The 23,667-nt window shown below is 75.8% G+C and carries 11 protein-coding genes and 1 pseudogene; 5 read left to right on the top strand and 7 right to left on the bottom strand.

Annotated features, from left to right (window positions below; translation table 11 throughout):
• Window positions 1-15: 15 nt before the first annotated feature.
• From ACH4K1_RS22345 to ACH4K1_RS22325, 5 genes are all read right to left on the bottom strand, one after another.
• Window positions 16-867: a M56 family metallopeptidase gene (locus tag ACH4K1_RS22345; RefSeq protein ID WP_398091030.1), complete on the bottom strand. Its 852-nt coding sequence runs from the start codon at window positions 865-867 to the stop codon at window positions 16-18.
• A complete protein-coding gene (locus ACH4K1_RS22340; protein ID WP_398091029.1) occupies window positions 864-1,283 on the bottom strand; it encodes a BlaI/MecI/CopY family transcriptional regulator in 420 nt (139 codons plus the stop codon). Before ACH4K1_RS22340 ends, ACH4K1_RS22345 begins: the two co-directional genes overlap by 4 nt.
• 71 nt (window positions 1,284-1,354) lie before the next feature.
• Window positions 1,355-1,876: a hypothetical protein gene (locus ACH4K1_RS22335; protein WP_398091028.1), complete on the bottom strand. Its 522-nt coding sequence runs from the start codon at window positions 1,874-1,876 to the stop codon at window positions 1,355-1,357.
• A 56-nt stretch (window positions 1,877-1,932) separates the two neighbouring features.
• Window positions 1,933-2,742, bottom strand: a complete 810-nt coding sequence (locus tag ACH4K1_RS22330; RefSeq protein ID WP_398091027.1) for an ABC transporter permease — start codon at window positions 2,740-2,742, stop codon at window positions 1,933-1,935.
• Window positions 2,739-3,353 (bottom strand): ABC transporter ATP-binding protein, encoded by a 615-nt coding sequence (locus ACH4K1_RS22325; protein WP_398091026.1) that lies wholly within the window; start codon window positions 3,351-3,353, stop codon window positions 2,739-2,741. The genes ACH4K1_RS22330 and ACH4K1_RS22325 overlap by 4 nt, the downstream gene beginning before the upstream one ends.
• 258 nt (window positions 3,354-3,611) lie before the next feature.
• Here ACH4K1_RS22325 and ACH4K1_RS22320 point away from each other — a divergent pair, with 258 nt between their 5' ends.
• Window positions 3,612-4,973: a flavin-containing monooxygenase gene (locus ACH4K1_RS22320; RefSeq protein WP_398091025.1), complete on the top strand. Its 1,362-nt coding sequence runs from the start codon at window positions 3,612-3,614 to the stop codon at window positions 4,971-4,973.
• Window positions 4,974-5,052: 79 nt separating this feature from the next.
• Here the strand turns inward: ACH4K1_RS22320 and ACH4K1_RS22315 are convergent, their stop codons facing one another.
• Window positions 5,053-6,420: a hypothetical protein gene (locus ACH4K1_RS22315; protein ID WP_398091024.1), complete on the bottom strand. Its 1,368-nt coding sequence runs from the start codon at window positions 6,418-6,420 to the stop codon at window positions 5,053-5,055.
• Window positions 6,421-7,172: 752 nt separating this feature from the next.
• Here ACH4K1_RS22315 and ACH4K1_RS22310 point away from each other — a divergent pair.
• From ACH4K1_RS22310 to ACH4K1_RS22295, 4 genes are all read left to right on the top strand, one after another.
• Window positions 7,173-8,393, top strand: coding sequence for an SDR family oxidoreductase (locus ACH4K1_RS22310; RefSeq protein ID WP_398091023.1), 1,221 nt, complete (start codon window positions 7,173-7,175; stop codon window positions 8,391-8,393).
• A 93-nt stretch (window positions 8,394-8,486) separates the two neighbouring features.
• Complete coding sequence (locus tag ACH4K1_RS22305) at window positions 8,487-10,070, top strand: PfaD family polyunsaturated fatty acid/polyketide biosynthesis protein (protein ID WP_398091022.1); 1,584 nt, start codon at window positions 8,487-8,489, stop codon at window positions 10,068-10,070.
• 56 nt (window positions 10,071-10,126) lie between these two features.
• Entirely contained in the window at window positions 10,127-16,363 is a 6,237-nt protein-coding gene (locus ACH4K1_RS22300; protein ID WP_398091021.1) for an SDR family NAD(P)-dependent oxidoreductase, read from the top strand.
• 105 nt (window positions 16,364-16,468) lie between these two features.
• A complete protein-coding gene (locus ACH4K1_RS22295; protein ID WP_398091020.1) occupies window positions 16,469-23,176 on the top strand; it encodes a beta-ketoacyl synthase N-terminal-like domain-containing protein in 6,708 nt (2,235 codons plus the stop codon).
• Between the two features lie 101 nt (window positions 23,177-23,277).
• Here ACH4K1_RS22295 and ACH4K1_RS22290 read toward each other — a convergent pair.
• Window positions 23,278-23,667 (bottom strand): annotated as a pseudogene (locus ACH4K1_RS22290) (hypothetical protein); the annotation flags it as partial.

Raw genomic sequence — 23,667 nt, 5'->3', positions numbered from 1 at the left:
CTGCCTGCTGCGGCGTCAGCAGCTGACGCCGCAGCAGGTGAGGACGACGGACAGCAGCACACCGAAGGCCGTACCCATGGCGAGCAGCCCGCGGGCGACCGGCCGGTCCGCGCGGTCCCGGTCGTGCAGTATGTGCTGGATGCGCAGGACGACGGACGCTCCGCCGGCTCCGAACGCGACCCGGTCCGCCACCTCCGGCCGGGCCGACGCCATCGAGTAGAGAGCGGTGGCCAGCACGTCGTGCGTGCTGTTCCGCAAGGCTCGTCTGTCCGCGGCCATTTCCAGCAGCAACGGCACCTCGGCCCGGGCACGCCGGCTCAGCGGCAGCCCCGGGAAGATCCGCGAGAAGCCCTCGGCGGCGGCGCTCACCAGGTGGTGGCGGCCCCCGATGTGGGCCCGTTCGTGCTCCAGCGTCGCAGCCAGCTGTTCATCGGTGAGCAGGCTCATGGCGCCGGTGGTCACGACGATCTGAGGGGCCCGTCCGGGCAGGCAGTACACGGCGGGCTCGCCGTGCGCGAGCACGGTGACGCCCAGGCCGGGGTCCTTCCGCCCGACGAGGCGCAGGGTGTCCGCGTGCCGTGCCCGTCGGCGTCGCGCGCCGAGGAGTTCGACGCAGAACGCCACGAGGGGCAGTGCGAACAGAACGGTCGCCACGGCGGCGGCGGAGGAGAACATCTGGTCACGCGACAGCACCAGATGTGTGCCTTCCAGCGCCAGCGCGAAGACGAAGCCCACCGCGAGGGTCCCCCAAGCGGCGAGAGCCAGGCCGGGCGCCCTCCGCGCCCAGCGGGCCCGGACCAGCAGTCCGGGGCAGAGCAGTCCGGTACAGGCGGCCAGGAACAGCGGCGGGAGAAGGTGCGGGTTCACTCGCGCTGACCGTCCGTGGACACGGTTTTCCCGCCCGCCCCACGGTTCCGTTCCGGCTGTCTGACCGCCTGCAGCGCGACGTCCAGTGCCTGCACGTCCTCCGTGGACATGTGCTCGACGAACCGCAACAGCGCCGCCGACCGGTCCGGCGTACCGCCCAGCGCGTGCTCCATCAGGCTGGCGGTGTAGTCCTCGCGGCTCCGCACCGGTTCGTAGGCCCAGGCGCGCCCGACCTTGCCCCGCCTCAGCCAGCCCTTGCGGAACAGCACGTCCGCCACGGTGAGGACCGTGGTGTAGGCGAGCGACCTGCCCATGGTGGTGTTGATGTCGTCGACCAGCTCACGCACGGTGGCGGCCCGCTGCCACCGCCACAGCCGGTCCATGACCTCGGTCTCCAGCTCACCCAATTGCCGCACAAGCGCCTCCCTTTGTCCGACCGCGCTCAGCGTACCGGCACCCGGAGGAGGACAGGGGCGGGCCGGTGCCGCTACCAGCCGGTCTTCACCGCGTCGTAGGCCGTACGGCAGTCGGCGTTGGTGGCCTCCGCGACCAGCTTCTCCATGGAGTCGCGCCAGACCTTCTTGGCCAGCTTCTCCAGCTCACGGGTCTCGGCGGGGACGTTGGGGGCGTACTTCTTGAGCGCCGCCAGCGAGGACCTGGCGAACTTGTTGCACACCGGCCCGGCGGCGTTCCGGTAGCGGGTGTCCAGGTCGGCCGCGACGGCCTGGCCGTTCCGGGTCGCCCAGGTGTTCCAGGCCGCGCACGCCACCTCGGTGAACACCGCCTGCTCGGCCTCGCTCAGCCCCAGCACCTGGCCCATCATGGTGTTCTTGACCTTGTCGGGGACCGTGAAGTCCACGACGGGGAACTTGTCGAGCGTTTCGAGCAGCGCCTCCTGACACGCGGGAGGCAGCGGGGCCGCCTGCGCGGTGGAGGGGACGGCCAGCGCGGAGGCGGCGAGCAGAACCGCGGTGAGGGCCGTGCGCCGGACGGTACGCGAAAGGGTCATGAGGGCAGTGCTCCTGGCGGGGGAACAGGAGTGGGGGTGTCGTTCCGAGCGCGGCGTCAGCGCCCGATGGCTACAGAGCGATCATCGCCTTCCCAGGTCACGGGCGTGTCAAGAGCGTTGCGGGTGCGGCGGCGGAAGACCAGGAATCCGGCCGTCGCCGCGCCGGTGAGCCAGAGGCCCTGGGTCAGGAGGGCCCGGCCGCCGGACGCGTCGGAGAAGGCGGCGGACATGCTGGCCTGAACGGCTCCGTACGTCGGGAGGAAGCGCACGACGGCGCTGTCGGACCCGGAGCTGGAGAGGGGGTTCTGCAGAGCGACGTCCAGGACGCTGATCATCAGGATGGCGAACATGCCCTCGACCTCGCGCCGGAGCACCGAACCGAAGACCACGCCGAGCGCGCCGTAGGTCAGGGCCGCGCCGAAGAGCGCCGCCGTGAGCAGCAGGGGCTGCCGCGGCGCCCAGGCGAACCCGGCGGCGACGGTGGCGTACACCGAGATCGCGACGCAGACCAGCGTGAGCGCGGACAGCTTGGCGAGGACGAGGTGATACCGGGGGTAGCCCGCCATCGCCAGCCGCCGGTCGAAGGCGCCCCCGGTGAAGGTGGCGGCGAACATCATGAACCCGGCGATGAGGGTGACCGCGTTCAGCGCGCCGGTGATCTGGGTGAGGTGGTTGCCGGGCGGGGAGAGCACCTCGCCGGTCGCCCGGAGCCGGAAGGGGGCCGGCCGGTCGGGGATGGTCACATAGGCGAGGGCGATCCACACGGGGATGTAGACGACCACCAGCAGCATCGCGAACCGGTTGCGCGCGTGCCCGATCAACGCGTACCGGGAGGCCGTGGCGAACAGGGACCAGTGCCGCCTCACGCCGCGGCCTCCGCACGCCGTTCCCGCAGGTGGAGGCGTCCGCCCTCCAGACGCCAGAGCAGGTCCAGCCGGTCGACGTCGTACGCCAGGTGCGAGACGACCAGGACCGAGCGCCCGGCGTCGCGCAGTCCTGCCGCCAGCTCCCAGAAGCGCAGGTAGGTCTCCCAGTCGAAGCCCTGGTAGGGCTCGTCCAGCAGCAGCACGTCCGGGTCGTGCATGAGCGCCAGGGTGAGGTTGAGCTTCTGCCGCGACCCCCCGCTGAGCCGGCCCGCACGCTGGTCGAGGTACTCGGTGAAGGCCAGGGTCTCCATCACCTCCTCGGCCCGTTCGAGGCCGGCGAGGCCGAACGCGCTTTTGAAGAAGTCGAGATGCTGGCGGACGGTGAAGGAGTCGTCCAGCACCACGGACTGCGGGCAGTAGCCGAACCTGCCGTGGTGGCGCACCGACCCCCGGTCCGGCCGGAGTTCACCGGAGAGGATCTTCAACAGGGTCGTCTTTCCCGCCCCGTTCTCGCCGACGATCCCGGCGAGGGTGCCGGGCTCCAGCCGGAGGTCGACGCCCCGCAGGACGGCGTGGTGCCGGTAGGAATGGTGCACATCGTGGACGTCCATCGCTTCGCTCCGTCGTACACAGGGCTGCGGTTCGCGGAACCGGTCCGCCCGTGCCCAACGAGCGGACCGGGCAGCGGAAACGGCGCCCCGGGGGGGCGCCGCTCCGCCGCGTCAATCTGCCGCACGGCCCGTCATGCGTGCGACGGAACCCGGTCCGAAACGGCGTCCGGACCGGCGGCGACGGCTAACGTGACCGGCCTCCCGGAGCCGTCGTCACCCCCCGAAGCGAAAGGCCGGTCAGCCATGCGGAGAACGTGCGTGATCGGAGCCGGTCCGTCCGGGCTGGCCGCCGGCAAGGTCCTCGCCTCCCGCGGCATCCCGTTCGACTGGTACGAGGCGGGGTCGGGCATCGGCGGGCTGTGGCGCTACGGCAACGACAACGGGATGTCGGGGGTGTACGCGTCGCTGCACGCGAACATCTCGAAGGAGAGCATGTCCTTCTCCTCGCTGCCGATGCCGCGGTCCTGTCCGGTCTTTCCGCACCACACGCGGGTCCTCGCCTACCTGGAGAGCTACGCGGAGGCGTTCGGGCTGCACGGGCGTATCGGACTGCGCACGGAGGTCACCTCCGTGCGCCCCCTGGAGGGCGGCGGCTGGGAGGTCGCCCGCCGGCGCCGAGGAGGGGCGGAGACGGAGACCGGCCGGTACTCGGAGGTGGTGGTGGCCAACGGGCACCACTGGGATCCGCGTCTCCCCGATCCCGCCGTGCCCGGGGCCGGGGAGTTCGAGGGCTCCGCCGTCCACACGCACGCCTACCGCACCCCCGAGCCGTACGCCGGGCTGCGGGTCCTGGTCGTCGGGACGGGCAACTCCGGGTGCGAGATCGCGGCGGAGATCTCCCGTACGGCGGCACGGACGTTCCTCTCCGCACGCGCCGCGGCGCACGTGTTCCCCAAGATGCTGCTCGGGAGGCCCGCGGACCACTGGGCGACGGGCCGGCTGGCCGCCCTGCCCCGCTTCGTCAAGGACCCGGCGACGGCGCTCCTCCTGCGGGCGACCCGCGGCGCCCCCGCCCTCTACGGGCTCCCCGACCCGGTGCGCCGTCCTTTCGCCGCCCACCCCTCGACGTCGGACGAACTCCTCGTCCAGCTGGCCCGGGGCGCGGTCACCCCGAAGCCCGGCGTCCGCTCCTTCGGCCGGGACTCGGCCTCCTTCACGGACGGCAGCCGCGAGACCGTGGACGCCGTGGTGTACGCCACCGGGTACTCCCTCTCCTTCCCCTTCCTCGACCCCGCCGTCTTCGCCGCCCCGGACGGCCGCACCGAGCTGTATCTGCGCACGGTGCCGCCCCGGCTCCCCGGCCTCTTCTTCATGGGGCTGGCGCAACCCGCCGGAGCGGCCTTCCCGTTGCTCGAACCGCAGGCCGAATGGATCGCCGACCTGATCGAAGGGGCGGTCCTCCCGCCGACGCCCGAGGAGATGGGCCGGGCGATCGCCCGTGCGCGGGAACGGCACGACAAGGTCTACGCGCCGACCTACCGCCACGGGATCGAGATCGACATCCGCGGCTACCGGCGGGCCCTTCGCCGGGAACTCCGGGCGGGCAGGCGGCGGGCGCGCCGTTCGGCCGCCTCCCGGCCGGGTGCGCCCCGGGCCGCTCCCGTGCCCGGCGCGGGGTGACCGGCCCTTCCCGCACCCCCGCCCCGGCAGTCGCGTACGGCGCGGGGCCCGCGCCTCGGGCCGCGCGCCGTACGCCCGCTCACCCCTGCTTCGCGCTCTCCTCCAGCTCCTCCACGGCCTGTTCCCACAGCTCCGGCAGCAACTCCCCCAGGGGCAGGGCGCGGTCGGCGACGAAGGAGACCTCCGCCCAGCCGCCGAAGAAGGACAGGCCGACCCCGAAGAGGTGCCCCGGGACGAGGAGGGGCAGCAGCGCCGTCCCCGTCACCTGCGTCTCCCCCAGGCTCCCCTTGTCGGCCAGCGGCATGGAGGTGGCCATGACGTTGGTGACGCGTGGAGAGAGCACCCTGCGCAGATACCACGCCGTGGGGCGGCCCGGCATGAAGCGGACCAGGTCCTGAACGGCCTGTCGCCAGGTGGCGCCCCGCAGCTTCCGGGTCGTCGCCATGACCCGGTCCAGCCGCCGCAGCGGCGCCTCCCCGTCCCGGGAACCGTCCGGGCGGCCGGGGGCGGGCCCCGTCGGCAGGTCGATCGGCAGGGCGAAGCAGCGGTTGCCCCAGGTCTGCTCCTCCTCGGCCCGCCGCGCGTCGACGGGCAGCACGGCCGTCACCCGGGGCAGCGGCACCCCGGCGCGGGCCGACCAGGCCGAGAGCGCCCCGGCGAGCGCGGCGAGATGCGCGTCGTGGGCCGAGCCGCCGCGGCCGGCGCCGATGCGGCGCAGCGTGTCCACGGGTACGCGCCCCCGCCACAGCCGCCGCTCCCCGGAAGGGGTGAAGGCCGTGCCCGGCCGGTGACCGCGCACGGCGAAGGTGCGGGCCATGGACGTGGTGGCCAGCGCGAGGGCCGCTCCGACCCGCCGGGGGGCGCCGGCCAAGCGGTTCCGGCCCGGTAGCGGGCGCGCCGAGGGCTCCCCCTCGCCCAGCATCGCCCGGAACGTCATCGCGGCGGCCGACCCGTCCTGGCAGGAGTGGAGGAAGCGGTAGCAGAGGGCGTACGCGTCGGGTTCGTGGCCGTGGACCAGCCACACCCCCCAGGAGGCGCCGGGCGCGAACGGGGCGTTGAGGGCGGTGTGCAGGGCGGCGTCCCGGGCGGCGGGTCCGTCGGCCACCACCTCGTGCACATGCCGGTCGACGGCGAAGTCGGCGGCCGGCTGCCACCGGGACCGCCGGCCCCCCTCCACCCGGCTGGTGAGCAGGGGCAGTTCACCGAGCCGGAAGGCGACGTACGCGCGGAGGTCGGCCAGGGACGGGGGCGGGCCGCTGAGGTACGCGATGCCGCCCGCGTCCCAGCGCACCTCGGGGCGGCGGCGCTCCAGGTCGAGGAAGGCCCGGTCGACGGAGTGGGTGGGGTGGCGGGGCGGGGGCACGGTCCGCTTCGGCCGGACGGGGCCGGTGGAGGGGGCCGGTGCGGCGGACGGGGCGGACACGGTGGACTGCTCGGAATCGGACATGTGGTTGCGGGCTCCCCTTCGGGCCGACGGCGGTCACGTCGGCCACCGGTGGTGGGACGGAGGAACGACAGCGGGCGGCGGGCAGCGCCACCCCGCCCGCCCGGGCCGGTCGCGCGCTGCCGGGACCGGCGGGCCCTCAGGATGACGGCCGGCCGAGGCCGTTCCGCTCGGCCGCGCCGGGCCGGGCCGGCCCCCCGGCGGGGCGCCCGGCGGCTCCCCCGCCGCCGGCCGCCCCCGCTCCCCGAGCCCTCGCCCCTGCCGGTTCCCGTGGTCCGGCGGGCCTCCGGCGCCCCGTGTCCGCGGCCGTGTCCGGACGCGCTGCGCACGGGGGCACGGTCCCGGCGGTCCCTGGCGGGTTCCCTCGAAAGAGGGACCGGTTGCGGGCGCCCTCGTGCGGCCGCCCCACCGGTGCCGGGGGGCGGCGTCCTTCGTTCGGGTGAGCGGCCGGGACGGACGGGCATCTCCCGCCCGCGGTCTGTCATTGTGTGCCGTGCGCCGGAGACCACCGGGCCCGAAGGCCGGGGAACCCCGTCCGGGACGGGTGGTTCGGGAGCCGGTGAGCACCGGCCGCACCGGATCGGCGAAACCGGCCGGACCGTGCGCGGTGCGATGGCCGTCGGCGATCCCCGGGGCAGGACGACCGGCGACGTGCCGCACACTTCCGCACCTGGTCCTCCGCACCGCCGGTGCTCTGCCTCCGCGTCCCCGGCACGGCAGGGGTCCACCCTTCTCACCGCCTTGGAGCCACGCTCTTGCACGTCGCACTCACCGGCGCCACCGGATTCCTCGGACTGCGCCTCCTGCGTCGTCTGCTCGACCGGCACGGGTCGGTGACGGTCCTGGCCCACGCCGGTACGGGCGACGCGCTGCACCGCATCACCCGGTCCTTCGCGCTGACCGGTGCGCCCCCGGCGCTCCTCGCGCGGCTGCCGGAGCGGCTGAGAGTGGTGGAGACCGATCTGGAGCTGCCCCGGCTGGGCCTGTCCTCACGGGCGTTCCGGGAGTTGGCGGACGGTCTCGGCGCGATCTGGCACAGCGCGGGCAGCATCCATCTGGAAGGGGACCTTCCCGTCCTGCGGCGGACCAATGTCGAAGGCACCCGCCACGTCCTGGAGTTGGCGGCCGCGGGGTGCGGGGAACCCGTGGTGCGCCATGTGAGCACCGCGTTCGTCGCCGGCCGGCGGCGCACCGGGGTGGCGTACGAGGACGAGCTGGGCGACGGGGACGGCTTCGAGAACGCCTACGAGCGCTCCAAGTACGAGGCGGAGCTGCTGGTCCACGCCTGGTCCGGCGAGCACGGGCGACCGGCCCTGGTGCTGCGGCCGAGCATCCTCGTCTCGGACGTGCCTCCGCACCCGGAGCTGCCCGCGCACCCCTTGCAGGTCGTCGAGCGCATTCTGCGCGACGCGCGCCGCACCGCCGCCCTCGCGCCCGCGGGCCCCGGCGGTGCTCCGGGCGGTCCTCCCTCCGGTGCTGCGGGGCCCGCGGGCCCCGGCCTCCGGGCGTCCGGCCCCGAGGGCCGGGCCCGGGTCCGAACGGTGGGGCACCCGCACGGGCGGTTGAACCTGCTGCCGGTGGAGCACGCGGCCGACGTCATGGTCCGGCTGGCCGAACTGCCGTCCTCACGCGGGGTCGACACGTACCACGTCGTCCACGACCGCGACGTCCCCGTCTCCACCGTCGTCACCCTGCTGGAACGGCTGGGCCCCCTCTCGATCGAGCTGGTCGACGCCAAGCCGGAGGACCCTTCGGCGTTGGAGGCCCTGCTCGACTTCTACCCGGGCATCACGGCCTACCTCGCCCATCGGCGGCGGTTCGACGACACCCGGGTGAGGACCCGGCTCGGGCCGTCCGCACTCTGCGCTCCGGTCGGCCTCGATCAGCTGTGGTCCGGGCTGGTTCCCGGGGGTGAGGCGCTCCCCCGGCAGCCGGACGCCCCGCCGCTCCTCCCACCGCCCGCCCCGTACGCCTGATCCGGCCCGCGCCCGGGCCCGGCCCGTACGCCCCCGCACTCCTGAGCCCGTTCCCCACGCCCGGCCGACCGCCGCCGTCCCGTTGGAGCATCCGTGTCCGTTCTCGCCGACCCCGGCCCCCGCGCCGCGAGCCCGCCGGTCTTCTCCCCCGAGGGGATCGCGGCCCGCGTCCGGCTGATCCGGGAACCCGTGCACGTCGTCAGCGGGCCGGACGGCCGGGAGCTGGGCCTCGCGACCGGTCCCCCGCCCGCCGGTCCGGTGCTCGGCACGCTGCCGCCGCTGTACCCCGAGTGGCTCGGCGGCCGGGCCTTCTGCGAGGCGCACGCCGTCCGCTTCCCCTACGTCGCGGGGGAGATGGCCAACGGCATCGCGACCACCCGGATGGTCGCGGCGATGGCCCGGGCGGAGATGATCGGCTTCTTCGGTGCGGGCGGCCTGGCCTACCCGGAGGTGGAGCGGGCCGTGCACTCCTTGGGCCGCGAGCTGGGTTCCCTCCCCAACTGGGGCGTCAACCTCATCCACTCCCCGGCCGAACCGGAGCTGGAGTGGCGCGTCGCGGAGCTGCTGCTGCGCTGCGGCGTCCCCCGGATCTCCGCGTCGGCGTTCATGGAGCTGACCCCCGCGGTCGTCCTGTGCTCGGCGTACGGGCTGCGCCGGGCCGAGGACGGCGGCGTCGTCCGGCGCACGCGGCTGCTCGCGAAGGTCTCCCGGCCCGAGGTGGCCGAAAGATTCCTCTCCCCGGCCCCGCCCGCCCTGCTGGACTCCCTCGTCGCGGGCGGAAGGCTGACGCGCGAGGAGGCGGCGCTGGCGGCGCTGGTGCCGGTGGCCGAGGACATCACCGTGGAGGCGGACAGCGGCGGGCACACCGACAACCGGCCGTTGTCGGTCCTGCTGCCGAGGATCGCCGCCCTGCGCGACACGGTCTGCCGGCGGTTCGGGTACCGGCGTCCGGTCCGCATCGGGGCGGCCGGCGGTCTCGGCACGCCGGACGCGGTGGCCGCCGCCTTCGCCCTGGGGGCCTCCTACGTCGTCACCGGCTCGGTGAACCAGACGGCGGTCGAGGCGGGCCTGTCCGACGAGGCCAAGGCGATGCTGTGCGAGGCGGACGTCGCCGATGTCGCCATGGCGCCGGCGGCCGACATGTTCGAGCTGGGCGTGCGGCTGCAAGTGCTGTCGCGGGGGACGATGTTCGCCCGGCGGGCCGGTCGCCTGTACGCCGCGTACCGCGACCACGGCTCGCTGGAGGAGATCCCGCACGCGGTGCGCACCGTCCTCGAACGCGACGTGCTGCGCGCCCCGTTCGAGGAGGTCTGGCAGCGTACGCGCGCCTTCTGGGAGCGGCGGGATCCTGCGGAGATCACCCGTGCGGAGGCCGATCCCCGCCACCGCATGGCCCTGGTGTTCCGCTGGTACCTGGGCAGTTCCAGCCGGTGGGCGATCACCGGGGAGAGCTCGCGGCGGGCCGACTACCAGATCTGGTGCGGGCCGGCGATGGGCGCGTTCAACCGGTGGACGGCCGGCACCTTCCTGGCGGAACCCGCCCGCCGGACCGTGACTCAGATCGCCCTCAACCTGCTGGAAGGGGCGGCGACCCTCACCCGCGCCCACCAACTCCGCACCTACGGCGTCCCGTTGCCGCCCGAGGCGTTCACCTGCACCCCGTGCGAGCTGGCATGAGCGGCCCCGGCCCCACCGTGCCGCCTGCCACCGCCGCCCGACCCCCGGGAGAGAACGTGTCCGGACCCGCCCCCCGCCAGATCCCCATCGCCGTGGTCGGCGTCGGCGCGCTGGCGCCCGGCGCGACGGACGCGGCCGGCTACTGGCGGATCGTGACCGGCGGCCGCGACCTGATCACCGAGGTCCCCGCCACCCGCTGGCGGGTGGAGGACCACTACGATCCGGACCCGGCCGCCCCCGACAAGACGTACGCCCGCCGGGGCGCCTTCCTTCCCGAGGTGGATTTCGACCCGATGGCCTACGGGGTGCCCCCCGCCAATCTGCCGGCCACGGACACCTCGCAACTGCTCGCCCTGATCGTCGCCGACCAGGTGCTGAAGGACGTCGGCGGCGCGGCCGGGATCGACCGGGACAGGACCGGCGTCGTTCTCGGCGCGGCCGCCCTCGAACTCCTGCCCCACATGTACGGGCGTTCCCAGCGCCCCGCGTGGCTGGCGGGGCTGCGGGAGAGCGGGCTCGGCGAGGCCGAGGCGCACGCCGTGTGCGACCGCATCGCCGCCCGTTTCGAGCCGTGGCGGGAGTCGACCTTCCCGGGGCTGCTCGGCAACGTCGTCGCCGGCCGCATCGCCAACCGGTTCGATCTGCACGGCGTCAACCACACCACCGACGCCGCCTGCGCCAGCTCGCTGGCGGCGCTGTCCACGGCGGTCGCGGAACTGTCCCTGGGCCGGGCCGACCTGGTCATCAGCGGCGGGGTGGACACCGGGAACGACGTCGGGATGTTCCTGTGCTTCTCCAAGACGCCCGCGCTCTCCCCCACCGGCGACTGCCGTCCCTTCTCGGAGGCGGCGGACGGCACGATGCTCGGTGAGGCGGTCGTGATGTACGCGCTGAAGCGGCTGTCCGACGCGGAGCGCGACGGCGACCGGATCCACGCCGTGATCCGGGGCATCGGCACCTCGTCGGACGGCCGGAGCACGGCGATCTACGCCCCGCTGCCCGCAGGGCAGGAACGGGCCCTGCGGCGCGCTTACGAGGAGGCCGGCTACGGGCCGGAGACCGTGGAGCTGGTCGAGGCGCACGGCACCGGCACCAAGGCCGGGGACACCGCTGAACTGGCCGCCCTCAACGCGGTGTTCGGCGCCGCGGGACGCCCGGACGGCCAGTGGTGCGCGATCGGCTCGGTCAAGTCGCAGATCGGGCACACCAAGTGCGCGGCGGGGGCGGCGGGGCTGCTCAAGGCGGTGATGGCCCTCCACCACCGGGTGCTCCCCCCCACGGTCAAGGTCGAACGGCCGAACCCGGCGGCCGCCGCACCGGACGGTCCGTTCTACGTCAACACGCAGGCCCGGCCGTGGGTGCGGCCGGCCGGCCACCCGCGCCGGGCGGCGGTGTCGAGCTTCGGCTTCGGCGGCAGCAACTTCCACGTCACGCTGGAGGAGTACACGCCTTCGGACGCGCCCCCGTCCTCGTCGAACGCGCCCGCGGACGCCTCGACGGGCACTGCCCGGAGGGCGGCGGGCCGCCCGGCTCTGCGCCACCGATCGGCCTCCAGCGAGCTGGTCCTGTTCTGCGCCGCCTCCCCGGCCGCCCTGGCGGAGCCGCCGCCGCAGGACGGACGCCCGCTGGCCGCGCTGGCGCGGGAGAGCCAGGCCGCCTTCTCGCCCACCGCCCCGGTGCGGCTGGCCGTCGTCGCCACCGACGCCGACGACCTGCGGGAGAAGTACGCGCAGGCGCTCGCGCTGATCCGGCGACGCCCCGGGACCGCGTTCTCGGCCCCCTCCGGCATCCGGTACGCGTACGGGGAGGCCGCCCCCGGCCGCATCGGCTTCCTGTTCCCCGGGCAGGGCTCCCAGTACGTCGGGATGGGGGCCGGTCTCGCGATGCTGGCCCCGGCCGCGCAGGCCGTGTGGGACCGGCTGGGCTCCCTCCGCTTCGAGGGGCGGCCCCTGCACCGGGCCGTCTTCCCGCCGCCCGCCTTCACCGACGAGGAGCGTGCCGCCCGGAGAGCCCTGCTGGACGCCACCGAGTGGGCTCAGCCCGCGCTGGCGGTACACGCGCTCGCGCTGCTGGAGGTGGTGCGGGAGCTGGGGCTGCGGCCGGACTGCGCGGCGGGCCACAGCTTCGGCGAACTGGTGGCGCTGCACTGCGCGGGCGCACTGGACGCGGAGTCCCTGGTGGGGCTGGCGCGTCGCCGCGGCGAGCTGATGCGGGAGGCGGCGTCCGCGCCGGGCGCGATGCTGGCGGTGGCGGCGGACCCCGTACGGGTGGCGGAGGTGCTGGCCGACGGCGGCTTCGGCGACATCTGGCCGGCCAACCTCAACTCCCCGCGCCAGACGGTGCTCTCGGGTTCGGCCGCGGCGGTCGAACGGGCCGGGAGGGCCTTCTCGGCCGCGGGGGTCGCCTCCCGTGTGCTGTCGGCGTCGGCCGCCTTCCACAGCCCGCTGGTCGCCCCGGCGGCCGAACCGTTCGCCGCGCACCTGCGCACGGTGCCGTTCTCGGAGCCCCGGATCGAGGTCTACGGCAACACGGACGCGAAGCCCTACCCCTCCTCCCCCGACGCGGTGCGCCGCCGGATCGCCGCTCATCTCACCTCGCCGGTCCTCTTCCAGGACCAGGTCGAGGCGATGTACGCGCGAGGGGTGCGGACCTTCGTGGAGGTCGGCGCGGGCGCCACGCTCACCGGCCTGGTCGGACAGATCCTCGGCGACCGCGAGCACGCGGCCGTGGCCCTGGACCGGCCGGCCGGTGCGGGCGTCGACACTCTGCACACCGCCCTGGGCGAACTCGCCGTACGGGGCGTCCCCCTCGACCTCGTCCCCCTCTGGACCCCCTACGCATCGCCCGGAAACCCAGCGAAGGAGCGCGAGCCCCGAATGACCGTGAAGATCAGCGGAGCCAACTACGGTCAGCTCCCGCCCCCCGAAGGCCCGTCCGCCGGACCGGCGCCCGCCCCGGAGCACGGGCCCCGGCAGATGCCTCGGCCCGCCCCCGTACCGACGCACGCCCCCCTGCCCGCCTCTGCCTCGGCATCCCCGGCGCCGCCGCGCGGCCCCGCACCCGCCCCGGCCCCGACGCCCGGCCCTGCACCTGCCTCCGCGCCGGCCCCGGCAAGCGCGCTGCCGGCGCACGCGTACGCCCCGTTCGACGTCCCGCCGCCTTCGGCGTACCGCACGGCCGCCGCGCCCCCGGCCGATGCCCGGGCCGTCATCGACGGCGCCGGGCAGGCCGCCGTCGAGAGCGTCCACCGGCAGACGGCCGAGACCCACCTCGCCTGTCAACGCCTGCTGACCGACAGCCACCTGGCCTTCCTGAGGATGACCGGGACGACCCTGGCCGCACTGCTCGGCGCCCCGGCCCCGGGTGCGGACCCGGACCCGGCGCCCCCCGCTCCGGTGCCGCTCCCCCGCTCCGCTCCCCCGCTCGACGTACGGGCCCCCGCGGCAGCGGTGGCGGAGGCGGCGCCCGCCGCCACTCCCGCCCCTCCCCCGGTCGTCGAGGCCGCGCCACCGCACCCCGTGCCGGGGGCCGGCGCCTCGGGGGCGGGCGAGGCGGTGCACCCGCCGTCGTCGGAGCCCGCACCCCCGCCCGGACCACCGGCATCGACACCGCCGGGACTCTCGTCCTCGGAGCTGGAGGAGCTGCTCCTGTCGGTGGTGGCCGACCTCACCGGCTACCCGACCGCCATGCTGAACACGGACATGGAGCTGGAGGCGGACCTGGGGGTCGACTCCATCAAGCGCGTCGAGATCCTGTCCGCCGTACGCCGCCGGGTGGGCGACGTGGCGATCGGGGACGTCGGACAGCTCGGCAAGCTCCGTACGCTGCGCGAGATCGTCACGGCGCTCACCTCCGGCGGCCGGCCCGCCGGGGCCGCGCCGGAGACGGCCGCCCCCGCCGTGGCCACGCCCCGCGCGGACCCGGACGCCCCCCTCGCGGCGGGGGCTCGCGACGACGCCCCGCACACCACGGCCGCCGCGGCTCCGACCGCGCACGACGTACCCGGGCGGCCCCTCCAGGACGCCGGAGCGGACGGGTGGGCACCGCTGACGCGGCTGGTGCCGCGCCTCGTGGAGTCGCCGGCGTCCGGGCTGGCCACGGCGGGGCTGCTGGACGGGCCGGTCGTGGTGACCGGTGGGGACGGGAAGGGGTGCCCGGTCGTCGGCCTGGTGGCCCGGAAGCTGTCGGAGCGCGGCGTGGACGCCACCGCCGTGGCGGAGGTGCCCGACGGTGCGCGCGGCGTCGTCCACCTCGGCGGCTTCTGCGCGGGCGGCACACCGGACGAGGCGCGGGAGGTCCACCGCTCGGCGCTCCGCGCGGCGCGCACGGTGGCGCCCCGGGCGGCCGGGGGCGACGGGCTGTTCGTCACCGTCCAGGACACCGGCGGAGACTTCGGGCTCGGCGGCCGCGCGCCCGGCCGCGCGTGGCTGGGCGGGGTGGCGGGGCTGGCCAGGACGGCGGCGAAGGAGTGGCCCGGGGCCCCGGTCAAGGTCGTCGACTGCGAGCGGGGCGGCCGGGACGACGCCGAGGTCGCCGACGCGATCGTGTGCGAACTGCTCGAAGGCGGGGCCGACAGGGAGGTCGGGCTCCGCGCGGACGGCACCCGCGCCCTGCTGCGGACGGTGCCCGCTCCGCTCGTGCCGGGCGACACCCGGCGCATCCGCGAGACCTCCGTGATCGTGGCCGCCGGCGGCGCCCGCGGGGTGACGGCCGCCGCGCTGCTCGACCTCGCCAGGACCCACCGGCCGCGCATCGTGCTGCTGGGGCGGACGGCGATGGCCGACGAGCCCGCCGGTCTGGCATCGGCCACCGACGAGCCCGCCCTCACCCGGCTGCTCGCGGAGCGGGCCCGGGACGCGGAGCCGTCCTCGCCCGCCCGGCTCGCGGAGGAGGCCCGCAGGATTCTGGCCGCCCGCGAAGTACGGGCGACGCTGGCCGGGTTGGAGGCCGCCGGTTCGCCCGCCCGGTACCTCCCGCTGGACGTCCGCGACGCCGACGCCCTCGCCGCGGCCCTGCGCGACGTACGCGAGACGTGGGGGCCGGTCACCGGCATCGTCCACGGTGCGGGCGTGCTCGCCGACAAGCTGATCGCGGACAAGACCGACGAGCAGGCCGAACCGGTCATGGCCACGAAGGTGGACGGCCTGCGGGCGCTGCTGACGGCGACGGCGGACGACCCCCTGGACACGATCCTGCTGTTCTCCTCGGTGGCCGCCGTGTTCGGCAACGCGGGCCAGAGCGACTACGCCATGGCCAACGAGGTCCTCCAGCAGGTCGCGTCGGCCGAGCAGACCCGCCGCCCCGGCTGCCTGGTGCGCTGCGTGGCCTGGGGCCCCTGGCAGGGCGGCATGGTCACCCCGGCCCTGGCCGCGCACTTCGGCCGGTCCGGGGTGCCGCTCATCCCGCCGGCCCAGGGGGCCGCGGCCTGCACGGCCGAGCTGGACGGAGCGGTCGGCGAGGCCCGCGTCGTGCTGACGGCGGGCGACGGCCCGGCCGTCGCGGACGAGCGGTACCGCGCGCAGGTGCTGGTCGGTTCGGACACCCTGCCGCAGCTGGCCGACCACGCGCCCGCCGGTGTCCCGGTGCTGCCCGTGGCGCTGGTCCTGCACTGGTTCGCGGGCGCGGCGGCGGCCTGGCTGCCGGCCGAGGGACAGCTCGTCCTGCGTGATCTGCGGGTGTACCGGAAGTACGACCTGCCGGAACTGGAAGGCGGGGGCCACCGGCTCACCGTGCTCGGCAGCCGGGGCGCGCCCGGTTCCCCGGCCGGTCTGGAGGCGGAGCTGCGGGGCGAGGAGGGCCCGGCGCACTTCCGTGCCGTCGTGGACACCGGCGACGGTGAGCCCGACCGGTCCGCCTGGGAGACCCCGGCGGAGCTGAAGCCGCTCGACGTGAGCGCACCGTACGACGGGGGCGTCCTCTTCCACGGCCCCCGGTTCCACGCCCTGCGCGAGGTGCGCGGAGTGTCGGAGCACGGGGCGGAGGCGACCGTCGTCGGCGTGCGGGCCCTGGGCTGGCCGGGCGGGCACGGTCCGCTCGATCCGGCCGCCGTGGACGGCGCGCTCCAACTCGCGCTGCTCTGGGGGGAGGAGGTGCTCGGGACGGCGACGCTGCCGATGGCGGTCGCGGAGTGCCGGGTGTACCGGCGCGGCCCGGTGGACGACGCCGTGCGCTGTGTGGTGCGGGGGCGGAAGGCGCACTCCACGGGGGCGCGCTGCGACGCGGCGCTGATCGGCCCTGACGGTTCCGTCCTGCTGGAGCTGACCGGCGTCGAACTCGTCGGCCGCCCCTCCTGACAGGCCCTGTCCGTGTCCCCCGGCGTTCCCCGGCGTTCCCCGGCTCCGCCCCCCTCCGCTCCGCGGGTCCTGTCCCGCTCTGCTCCGCCGTGAAGTGAGACCCGCATGCGTTTCGAACCGATCGCCGTCGTCGGCCGGGGCTGTGTCCTGCCCGGCGCACTGGACCCGGACACGTTCTGGGAGAACGTCGCCGCCGGGCGTACGAGTCTGTCGGCCGCCCCCGAGGGCCGGTGGCGGCTGCCGCACCACCGGGTCATGGGCACGGTGGACGACCACCTCGACCGCACCTGGACCGATGTCGGGGGGTACGTCGACGGGTTCGAGTCCGTCTTCGACCCGGAGGGCTTCCTCCTCCCCCCGGAGCGGATCGCGACGCTGGACCCGCTCTTCCACTGGGTGCTGTACGGGGTGCGGCAGGCGCTCGCCGAGGCGGGCCGCACCGCGCCGCTGCCGCGCGGCGGGCTGGTCCTGGGGAACCTGTCGTACCCCACCCCCACCGGAGCGGCCTTCGCCGAACACGTCTGGCTGTCGGCGCAGCGGCCCGCGCTCCGCGACGCGCTGCTGGCCGGCGGGCGCCGCACCCGCCCCGACGCCCGCAACCGCTTCTCCTCCGGCCTCCCGGCGCTGCTCGCGGCCCGGGCGCTCGGGCTCGGGGCGGGCGCGTGGTCCCTCGACGCGGCCTGCGCCTCCTCGCTGTACGCGATCAAGCTGGCGTGCGACCGGTTGCACGACGGCACGGCCGACCTCATGGTGGCCGGTGCGGTCAGCCGCCCCGACCCCCTCTATCTCCACGTCGGGTTCTGCGGGCTGTCCGCGACGAGCCGGACGGGGCGCAGCCGCCCCTTCCACCGGGACGCGGACGGACTGGTGCACGGCGAGGGCGCCGGGTTCGTCGCCCTGACGCGGCTGGCCGACGCCCGTGCCGCCGGGCTCCCCGTGCTCGGCGTGGTCCGGGGGGTGGGGCTGTCCAACGACGGGCGCGGGTCCGGGCTGATCAGCCCTTCGGAGGAGGGCCAGGTACGGGCGATGCGCCTGGCCTACGAGGCGGCGGGGATCGCTCCGGAGTCGGTGTCGCTCGTCGAGTGCCATGCGACGGGAACCCCGGTCGGGGACGCGGTGGAGGCGCGCGGCATGGCCCGGGTCTTCGGGGCCGCTGACGACGTGCCGATCGGTTCGGCGAAGTCGAACGTCGGGCACCTGCTGGCCTCGGCGGGTGCGGCGGGGCTGCTGAAGGTGGTCGGGGCGATGCGTGCGGGGGTGCGCCCGGCGACGCTCGGCGCGCGACGGCCGCTGGAGGCCCTGGCGGGCACGCCGTTGCGGGTGCTGCACGCGCCGGAGGAGTGGGCGGGGCCGCGCCGGGCGGCGGTCAGCGCCTTCGGTTTCGGCGGGACCAACGCCCATCTGGTCCTCGACGACCCGGAGGAGGCCCCCCCGCCCTCCGTACCCCGGTCGGCGCGCGGTCCGCTGCCCGCCGCGCGGCCCGTCCCGGCGGCGGACCGGGACCGGACCCCGAGCGCTCCGGCCCCGGCTGCGGAGCCCGGGAGGTCGGACGGCCCCGCGCCCCGGCCCCCCGTGGCTCCCGTGCCTCCTGCGGCTCCCGTGGCTCCCGTGGCTCCCGTGGCTCCCGTGGCTCCCGTGGCTCCCGTGGCGATCGTCGCCATCGGGGCGCGGGTCGGGAAGGGGGCGTCCGTCGAGGACTTCCGCCGGGCGGTGCTGGGCGGTGAACGGCGCGGTCCCGTCGCGGAGATCGCGGTGGAGCTGACGGGTCTGTGCTTCCCTCCGCTGGCGCTGGAGCGGACCGTACGCCATCAGCTCCTGGTGCTGGAGGCCGCCCGGGAGGCCGCGCGGGCGGTGGCCCTGCCCCGGGAGCGGACCATGGTGGTCATCGGTACCGGCGTGGACCCGGAGGTGGCCCGCGCGGGCGCGCGCTGGCGGATTCCCCACTGGCTGGAACAGTCGGGCGTGCCCGTCACCGCGGCGTCGGCGGACCTCGCCCGGGACGCCTTCACCCCGCCCATGACGGCGGAGGGCGTGGTGGGCAGCATGCCGAACCTGGCGGCGAACCGCATCAGCACCCAACTGGACCTGGCGGGACCGAGCTTCACGGTCTCCGCCGAGGAGGCGTCCGGGCTGGTGGCGCTGGAGGTCGCGGCCCGTGCCCTGCGGTCGGGGGAGGCGGACGCGGCGCTCGTCGGCGCCGCCGACCTGTCCTGCGAGGCGGTCCACCGCGCCGCGCTGCGGGAGCTGGCCCCCGGCCAGGAGCCGGGTGACGCGGCGGTCGTCCTCGTCCTCAAACTCCTGGACGCCGCCCGCCGGGACGGCGACGCCGTCGTCGCCGTGCTGGACGAGGAGGGCGGCGACCAACCCGACATGGTCATCGGCGACGGCCCGGACGCGGTGTTCGACCCGGCGTCCGCCTTCGGGCGGGCCCATGCCGCGTCCGGGCTGGTCTCCGTCGCCGTCGCGGCGCTCTCGCTCCAGCACCGCGCGGTCCCCCGCCCGGACGCGCCTGCCGACCCCGCGGCCGTCGCCCGTACCGCGCGGGCCGTCGCCGTACCGGCGGAGGGGCCGGTCGTGAGCGTCCGGCTGCGCGCCGGAGACCCCCGGCCGTGGCTGCGGGGGCCCGCACCGCGTCTGCACGTCTTCTCCGGGGAGGACCGCCGGGAGGTGCTGGCCGCGCTGGAAGCCGGTACGGAGTCCTCGGCCGGGCCGGCCCGGCTGGCCGTCGTGGTCGACGGCGGCACCGCGTGGGCGGAGCGCCGGGAAGCGGCCCGCCGCTGGCTGGCGGAGGGCGGGGTCCGCCCGGCCGACGTCCTGTACCGGGACGCGCCGGTCACCGGCCAGACCGCCTTCGTGTACACGAACGGCTCGGCCGCGTACCCCGGAATGGGCCACGAGCTGACGCTCGCCTGCCCGTCCCTGGGCGAGACCGCCCGTACGGAGCACCGGGCGATGGGGAGACGGCTGCGAGCCGGGACGAAGACCGGGGTGCACGGCCAGATCTGGTCCGTCGCCGAACTGGCCGTCTTCCACACCGTGTTCAGCCGTGAGGTGCTCGGTCTGCGGCCGGACGCCGCGATCGGCTACTCCTCGGGCGAGTCGACGGCACTGGTCGCGCTGGGCGCGTGGCCGGACGTCTCGGGACTGTACGAGGCGACGCGGGACAGCGGGCTGTTCACCACGGAGCTCACGGGCGAACTGCGGGCGGTGCGGCGCTACTGGCGGCGCCGGGGCATCGGCGGCGACCGCTGGTCGAGCTATCTGGTCGCCGCGCCGCTGGAGGCCGTCCGCGCGGAGCTCGCCGGGGAGCGGGCGGTCCATCTGATGGCGGTGAACGCGCCGGGGATCTGCGTCGTCGGCGGCGAGTCCGGGGCGTGCGCGGCCGTGGTGGCCCGGCTGGGCGTGGACCGGGCGATCGAGCTGGACTACGACATGGCCGCCCACGCCCCGGAGTTGGCGGAGGTGCGCGAGGTGTGGCGCGAGGTCCACCGCCGGCCCACGGTCGAGGTGCCGGGGGTCCGGTTCTACAGCGGGGCCACCGGCCGGGCGTACCGGCCGACGGCCGAGCGGGCCGCCGAAGCCCTCACCGCTCAGGGGCTGGGCACGATCGACTTCGCGGCGACGATCGAGCAGGCGTGGGCGGACGGGGTCCGCGTCTTCGTGGAACACGGGCCCCGGAAGCTGTGCACCGGGTGGATCAAGCGGGTGCTCGGCGACCGGGAGCATGTGGCCGTCGCGCTGGACACGCCGGACGACACCGGGCTGCGGAACCTGTGCCTCGCCGTGGGGGAACTCGTGGTGGCCGGGGCGCCGGTGCGGGCCGACGCGTTGTTCGCCCGGCTCGCCGAGGCCGCGACCGGCCTTCCGGCCCCCCGGCCGACCGTCACGGTTCCCGTGCCCCCCACGCCCCGTCTGCCGCCTCTGGAACCCGCCGTGACCGTCCTGCCCCGGGCGCCCGAACTGGCCCCGGTACCGCAGGAGCGGCTTGCGTCCGGACCGCCGGAGCAACCCGGTCCCCCGGTGGCCGCCGTACCCGTCGCCGCGTCCGAGCCGGGGTTCCGGCCGGCCGGACAGCCGTCCCCGGCGCCGGAGGCGGGGGCGGGGGCGGCGGGGACCGCGGACGTGGTCGCCCGGCAGGTCCGGCGGGCCGCCGCGGTGCACCAGGAGGTCATGGCCGCGCACGCGGAGGCCCACCGGCGTTTCCTCCACGTGTCCGCGTTCGCCCTCACGGCGTTGGCGACGACCGCCGGGGCGCGCCCCGGCGCCGCCGGGGGCACGGCCCCGGCCCCGGTCCCCGCGTCGGCGCCGGCTCCCCCGCCCGCGCCCGCGGGGGCCCCGGCTCCAGTCTCCAGGGCAAAACCGCTTTTCGACCGGGCCCAGTTGGAGCATCTCGCCTCGCGCGAGATCTCCACGCTGTTCGGTCCGCGCTTCGCCGAGCAGGACCGCTATGCGGTACAGACCCGGATGCCCGGGCCGCCCATGCTCTTCGCCGACCGGGTCACCGCCATCGACGCGGTGCCCGCGGCGCTCGCCCTGCCGGGCCCGGTCCGGACGGACGGGCGGATCTGGACGGAGACCGACGTTCTGCCCGACAGCTGGTACCTGGACGCGACGGGACGCATGCCGGCCGGTGTGCTGATCGAGGCGGGCCAGGCCGATCTGCTGCTGCTCAGCTGGCTGGGGGTGGACCTGCTCAACCGGGGCGAGCGCGCGTACCGTCTGCTGGGCTGCGAGGTGACGTTCCACGGCGGCCCGCCGCGCCCCGGCGACACCCTGTGCTTCGAGATCCACGTGGACGGCCACGCGGAGGCGGACGGGGTCCGGCTGGCCTTCTTCCACTACGACTGCTACGTGGACGGCGAGTTGCGGCTCAGCGTCCGCGAGGGGCAGGCGGGGTTCTTCACCCCCGCCGAGCTGGCCGCCGGCGGCGGGGTGCGCTGGGATCCGGCCGAGCACCCCCCCGGCGACGACCTGCCGCTGGACCCGCCGGCCGTACGCTGCGAACGGTCCCGGTTCGGCCCGGACCGGGTGCGGGCCCTGGCCCAGGGGTCGCCCGCGGAGTGCTTCGGGCCGGGCTGGGAGGCGACGGCCGCCCATGTGCGTACGCCCCTGCTCGACGGGGAGCGGTTGCGGCTGCTGGACGAGGTCACCGTCTTCGATCCGGTGGGAGGACCGTGGGGCCGGGGGTACCTGCGCGCCGAGACCGCGTTGTCCCCGCAGGACTGGTTCTTCGCCGGGCACTTCAAGAACGACCCGTGCATGCCGGGCACCTTGATGCTGCAGGGCGGTCTCCAGGCGATGGCGTTCTACCTGACGGCGCTGGGCCACACCGTCGACCGGGACGGCTGGCGTTTCGAGCCGGTCGACGCCCGCCCGTACCGGGCCGTGTGCCGGGGCCAGGCGACGCCGGAGTCCCGGCGGGTCGTCTACGAGGTGTTCGTCCGGGGCGTCTCGGCGGGGCCGGTGCCGACGCTCCACGCCGATGTCCTCGGGTCGGTGGACGGGAGGAAGGCGTTCCTGGGTCGCGGCATGGCGCTCCGGCTGGTCCCCGACTGGCCCTTGTCGCAGTGGCGGGGCGCGGGTCCGCCCGCCGTGCAGGAGGACGGAGCGCCGGTGCCGCTGTCCCGGCTCGGCGGACTGGCCGGGCACCGGGAGGAGAAGGCGGTGGCCGTCGCGGCCGACGGATTCCGCTTCGACTACGCGTCGTTGCTGGCATGCGCCTGGGGCAGGCCCAGCGAGGCGTTCGGCGCCATGTACGAGCCTTTCGACGGCGCCCGCAGGGTCGCCAGGCTGCCCGGGCCGCCGTACCACTTCATGAGCCGGATCGTCTCGGTGGAGGGCCCGCAGGGCGGTATGCGGGAGGGCAGCGTCGTCGTGGCCGAGTACGACGTGCCGGAACGGGCGTGGTACTTCGAACAGAACGCGGCCCGGCGCATGCCGCTCGCGGTCCTCATGGAGGTCGCGCTGCAGCCCTGCGGGTGGCTGGCCTCGTACGCCGGCAGCGCGACGACCAGCGAGCAGGATCTGCTGTTCCGCAACCTGGACGGGGTGAAGACGGTCACGGGCGAGGTCACCGCCCGAACGCGCACGATCCGCACCCGGGCCGAACTGACCCGTCTCTCCCGCAGCGGGGACATGATCATCGAGTCGTTCCGGGTGGTGTGCACGGCCGACGGCGCCCCCCTCGCGGAGATCACCACGGTCTTCGGCTACTTCCCCCGCTCGGCCTTCGACGACCAGCAGGGGCTGCCGGTCCCGGCCGAGGACCGGGCCCGTCTCGACGAACCCTGCGACCGGGTGGTCGACCTGACCGCCCGGCCCGCCCGGTACTGCGCCGGGGAGCCGCGCCTGCCGGGCGGGATGCTGCTGATGCTGGACCGGATCACGGGTTCCTGGCCGGAGGGCGGGAGCGCCGGGCTCGGCCGGCTGCGGTCGGAGAAGGACGTGCGCCCGGACGCCTGGTTCTTCCGGGCCCACTTCTTCCAGGACCCGGTGCAGCCGGGTTCCCTGGGGGTGGAGGCCATGTGCCAGCTGCTCCAGTACCACCTGCTCGAACGCGGCGCGGCCGACGGGATCGTCCGCCCCCGGTTCGAGCCGGTCCTGCCCGGCCGGGAGACGGTGTGGACGTACCGGGGCCAGATCACCCCGGCCAACCGGCTGATCCGGGTGGACATGGACATCGTGGAGAGCGGCCGGGACGCCCGGGGGCCCTACGCCGTGGGGGACGCGACGCTGTGGGGCGACGACACGTGCATCTACCGGGTACGGGGGCTGGGCGTGCGGGTGGTGCCGGGGGGCCCGGCCGGGCGGTGAGGGGGCGGGCGCCGCCCTCCCCGCCGCTCCGGCATTCGGAGGACGCCTCGCCGCCCGAATCGATGTTTCCTCACCACGGCTATACGGTGATTACGGGCAATTCAGCCATATGTCACCGTCCTGGGCGCGTAGGTTTCCGGACAACGGAGAGCCGCCCGTCCACGGCGTGATCCCCAGGAGGCACGATGACCCAGCATGGCACGAGCGGACAGGAAGGCCCCGCCGACGGCGGCGCGGCGGGCACCCCCGGCGTCCACGACGGCGGAGCCGACGGCGGCGCGGAAGGTCCCGCCGACGGCGGGGCGGCCGGCACCCCGGGCGTCCACGACGGCGGCGCGGACGGTGGAGCCGACGGCGGTGCCGAAGGTCCCGCCGACGGAGGCGCGGCGGGTACGCCGGGCGTCCACGACGGCGGCGCGGACGGTGGAGCCGACGGCGGTGCCGAAGGTCCCGCCGACGGAGGCGCGGCGGGTACGCCGGGCGTCCACGAC

It is taken from the genome of Streptomyces sp. NPDC017448 (assembly GCF_044330565.1).
Classification (GTDB): Bacteria; Actinomycetota; Actinomycetes; order Streptomycetales; family Streptomycetaceae; genus Streptomyces.
Note: the sequence above shows the minus strand (reverse complement) of the source record. Positions and strands in the feature narration are given on the sequence as shown.

Coding starts and splice junctions, on each gene's coding strand:
- ACH4K1_RS22335 (WP_398091028.1), bottom strand. CDS start 1,876: ATGACCCTTTCGCGTACCGTCCGGCGCACGGCCCTCACCGCGGTTCTG.
- ACH4K1_RS22315 (WP_398091024.1), bottom strand. CDS start 6,420: ATGTCCGATTCCGAGCAGTCCACCGTGTCCGCCCCGTCCGCCGCACCG.
- ACH4K1_RS22325 (WP_398091026.1), bottom strand. CDS start 3,353: ATGGACGTCCACGATGTGCACCATTCCTACCGGCACCACGCCGTCCTG.
- ACH4K1_RS22295 (WP_398091020.1), top strand. CDS start 16,469: ATGCGTTTCGAACCGATCGCCGTCGTCGGCCGGGGCTGTGTCCTGCCC.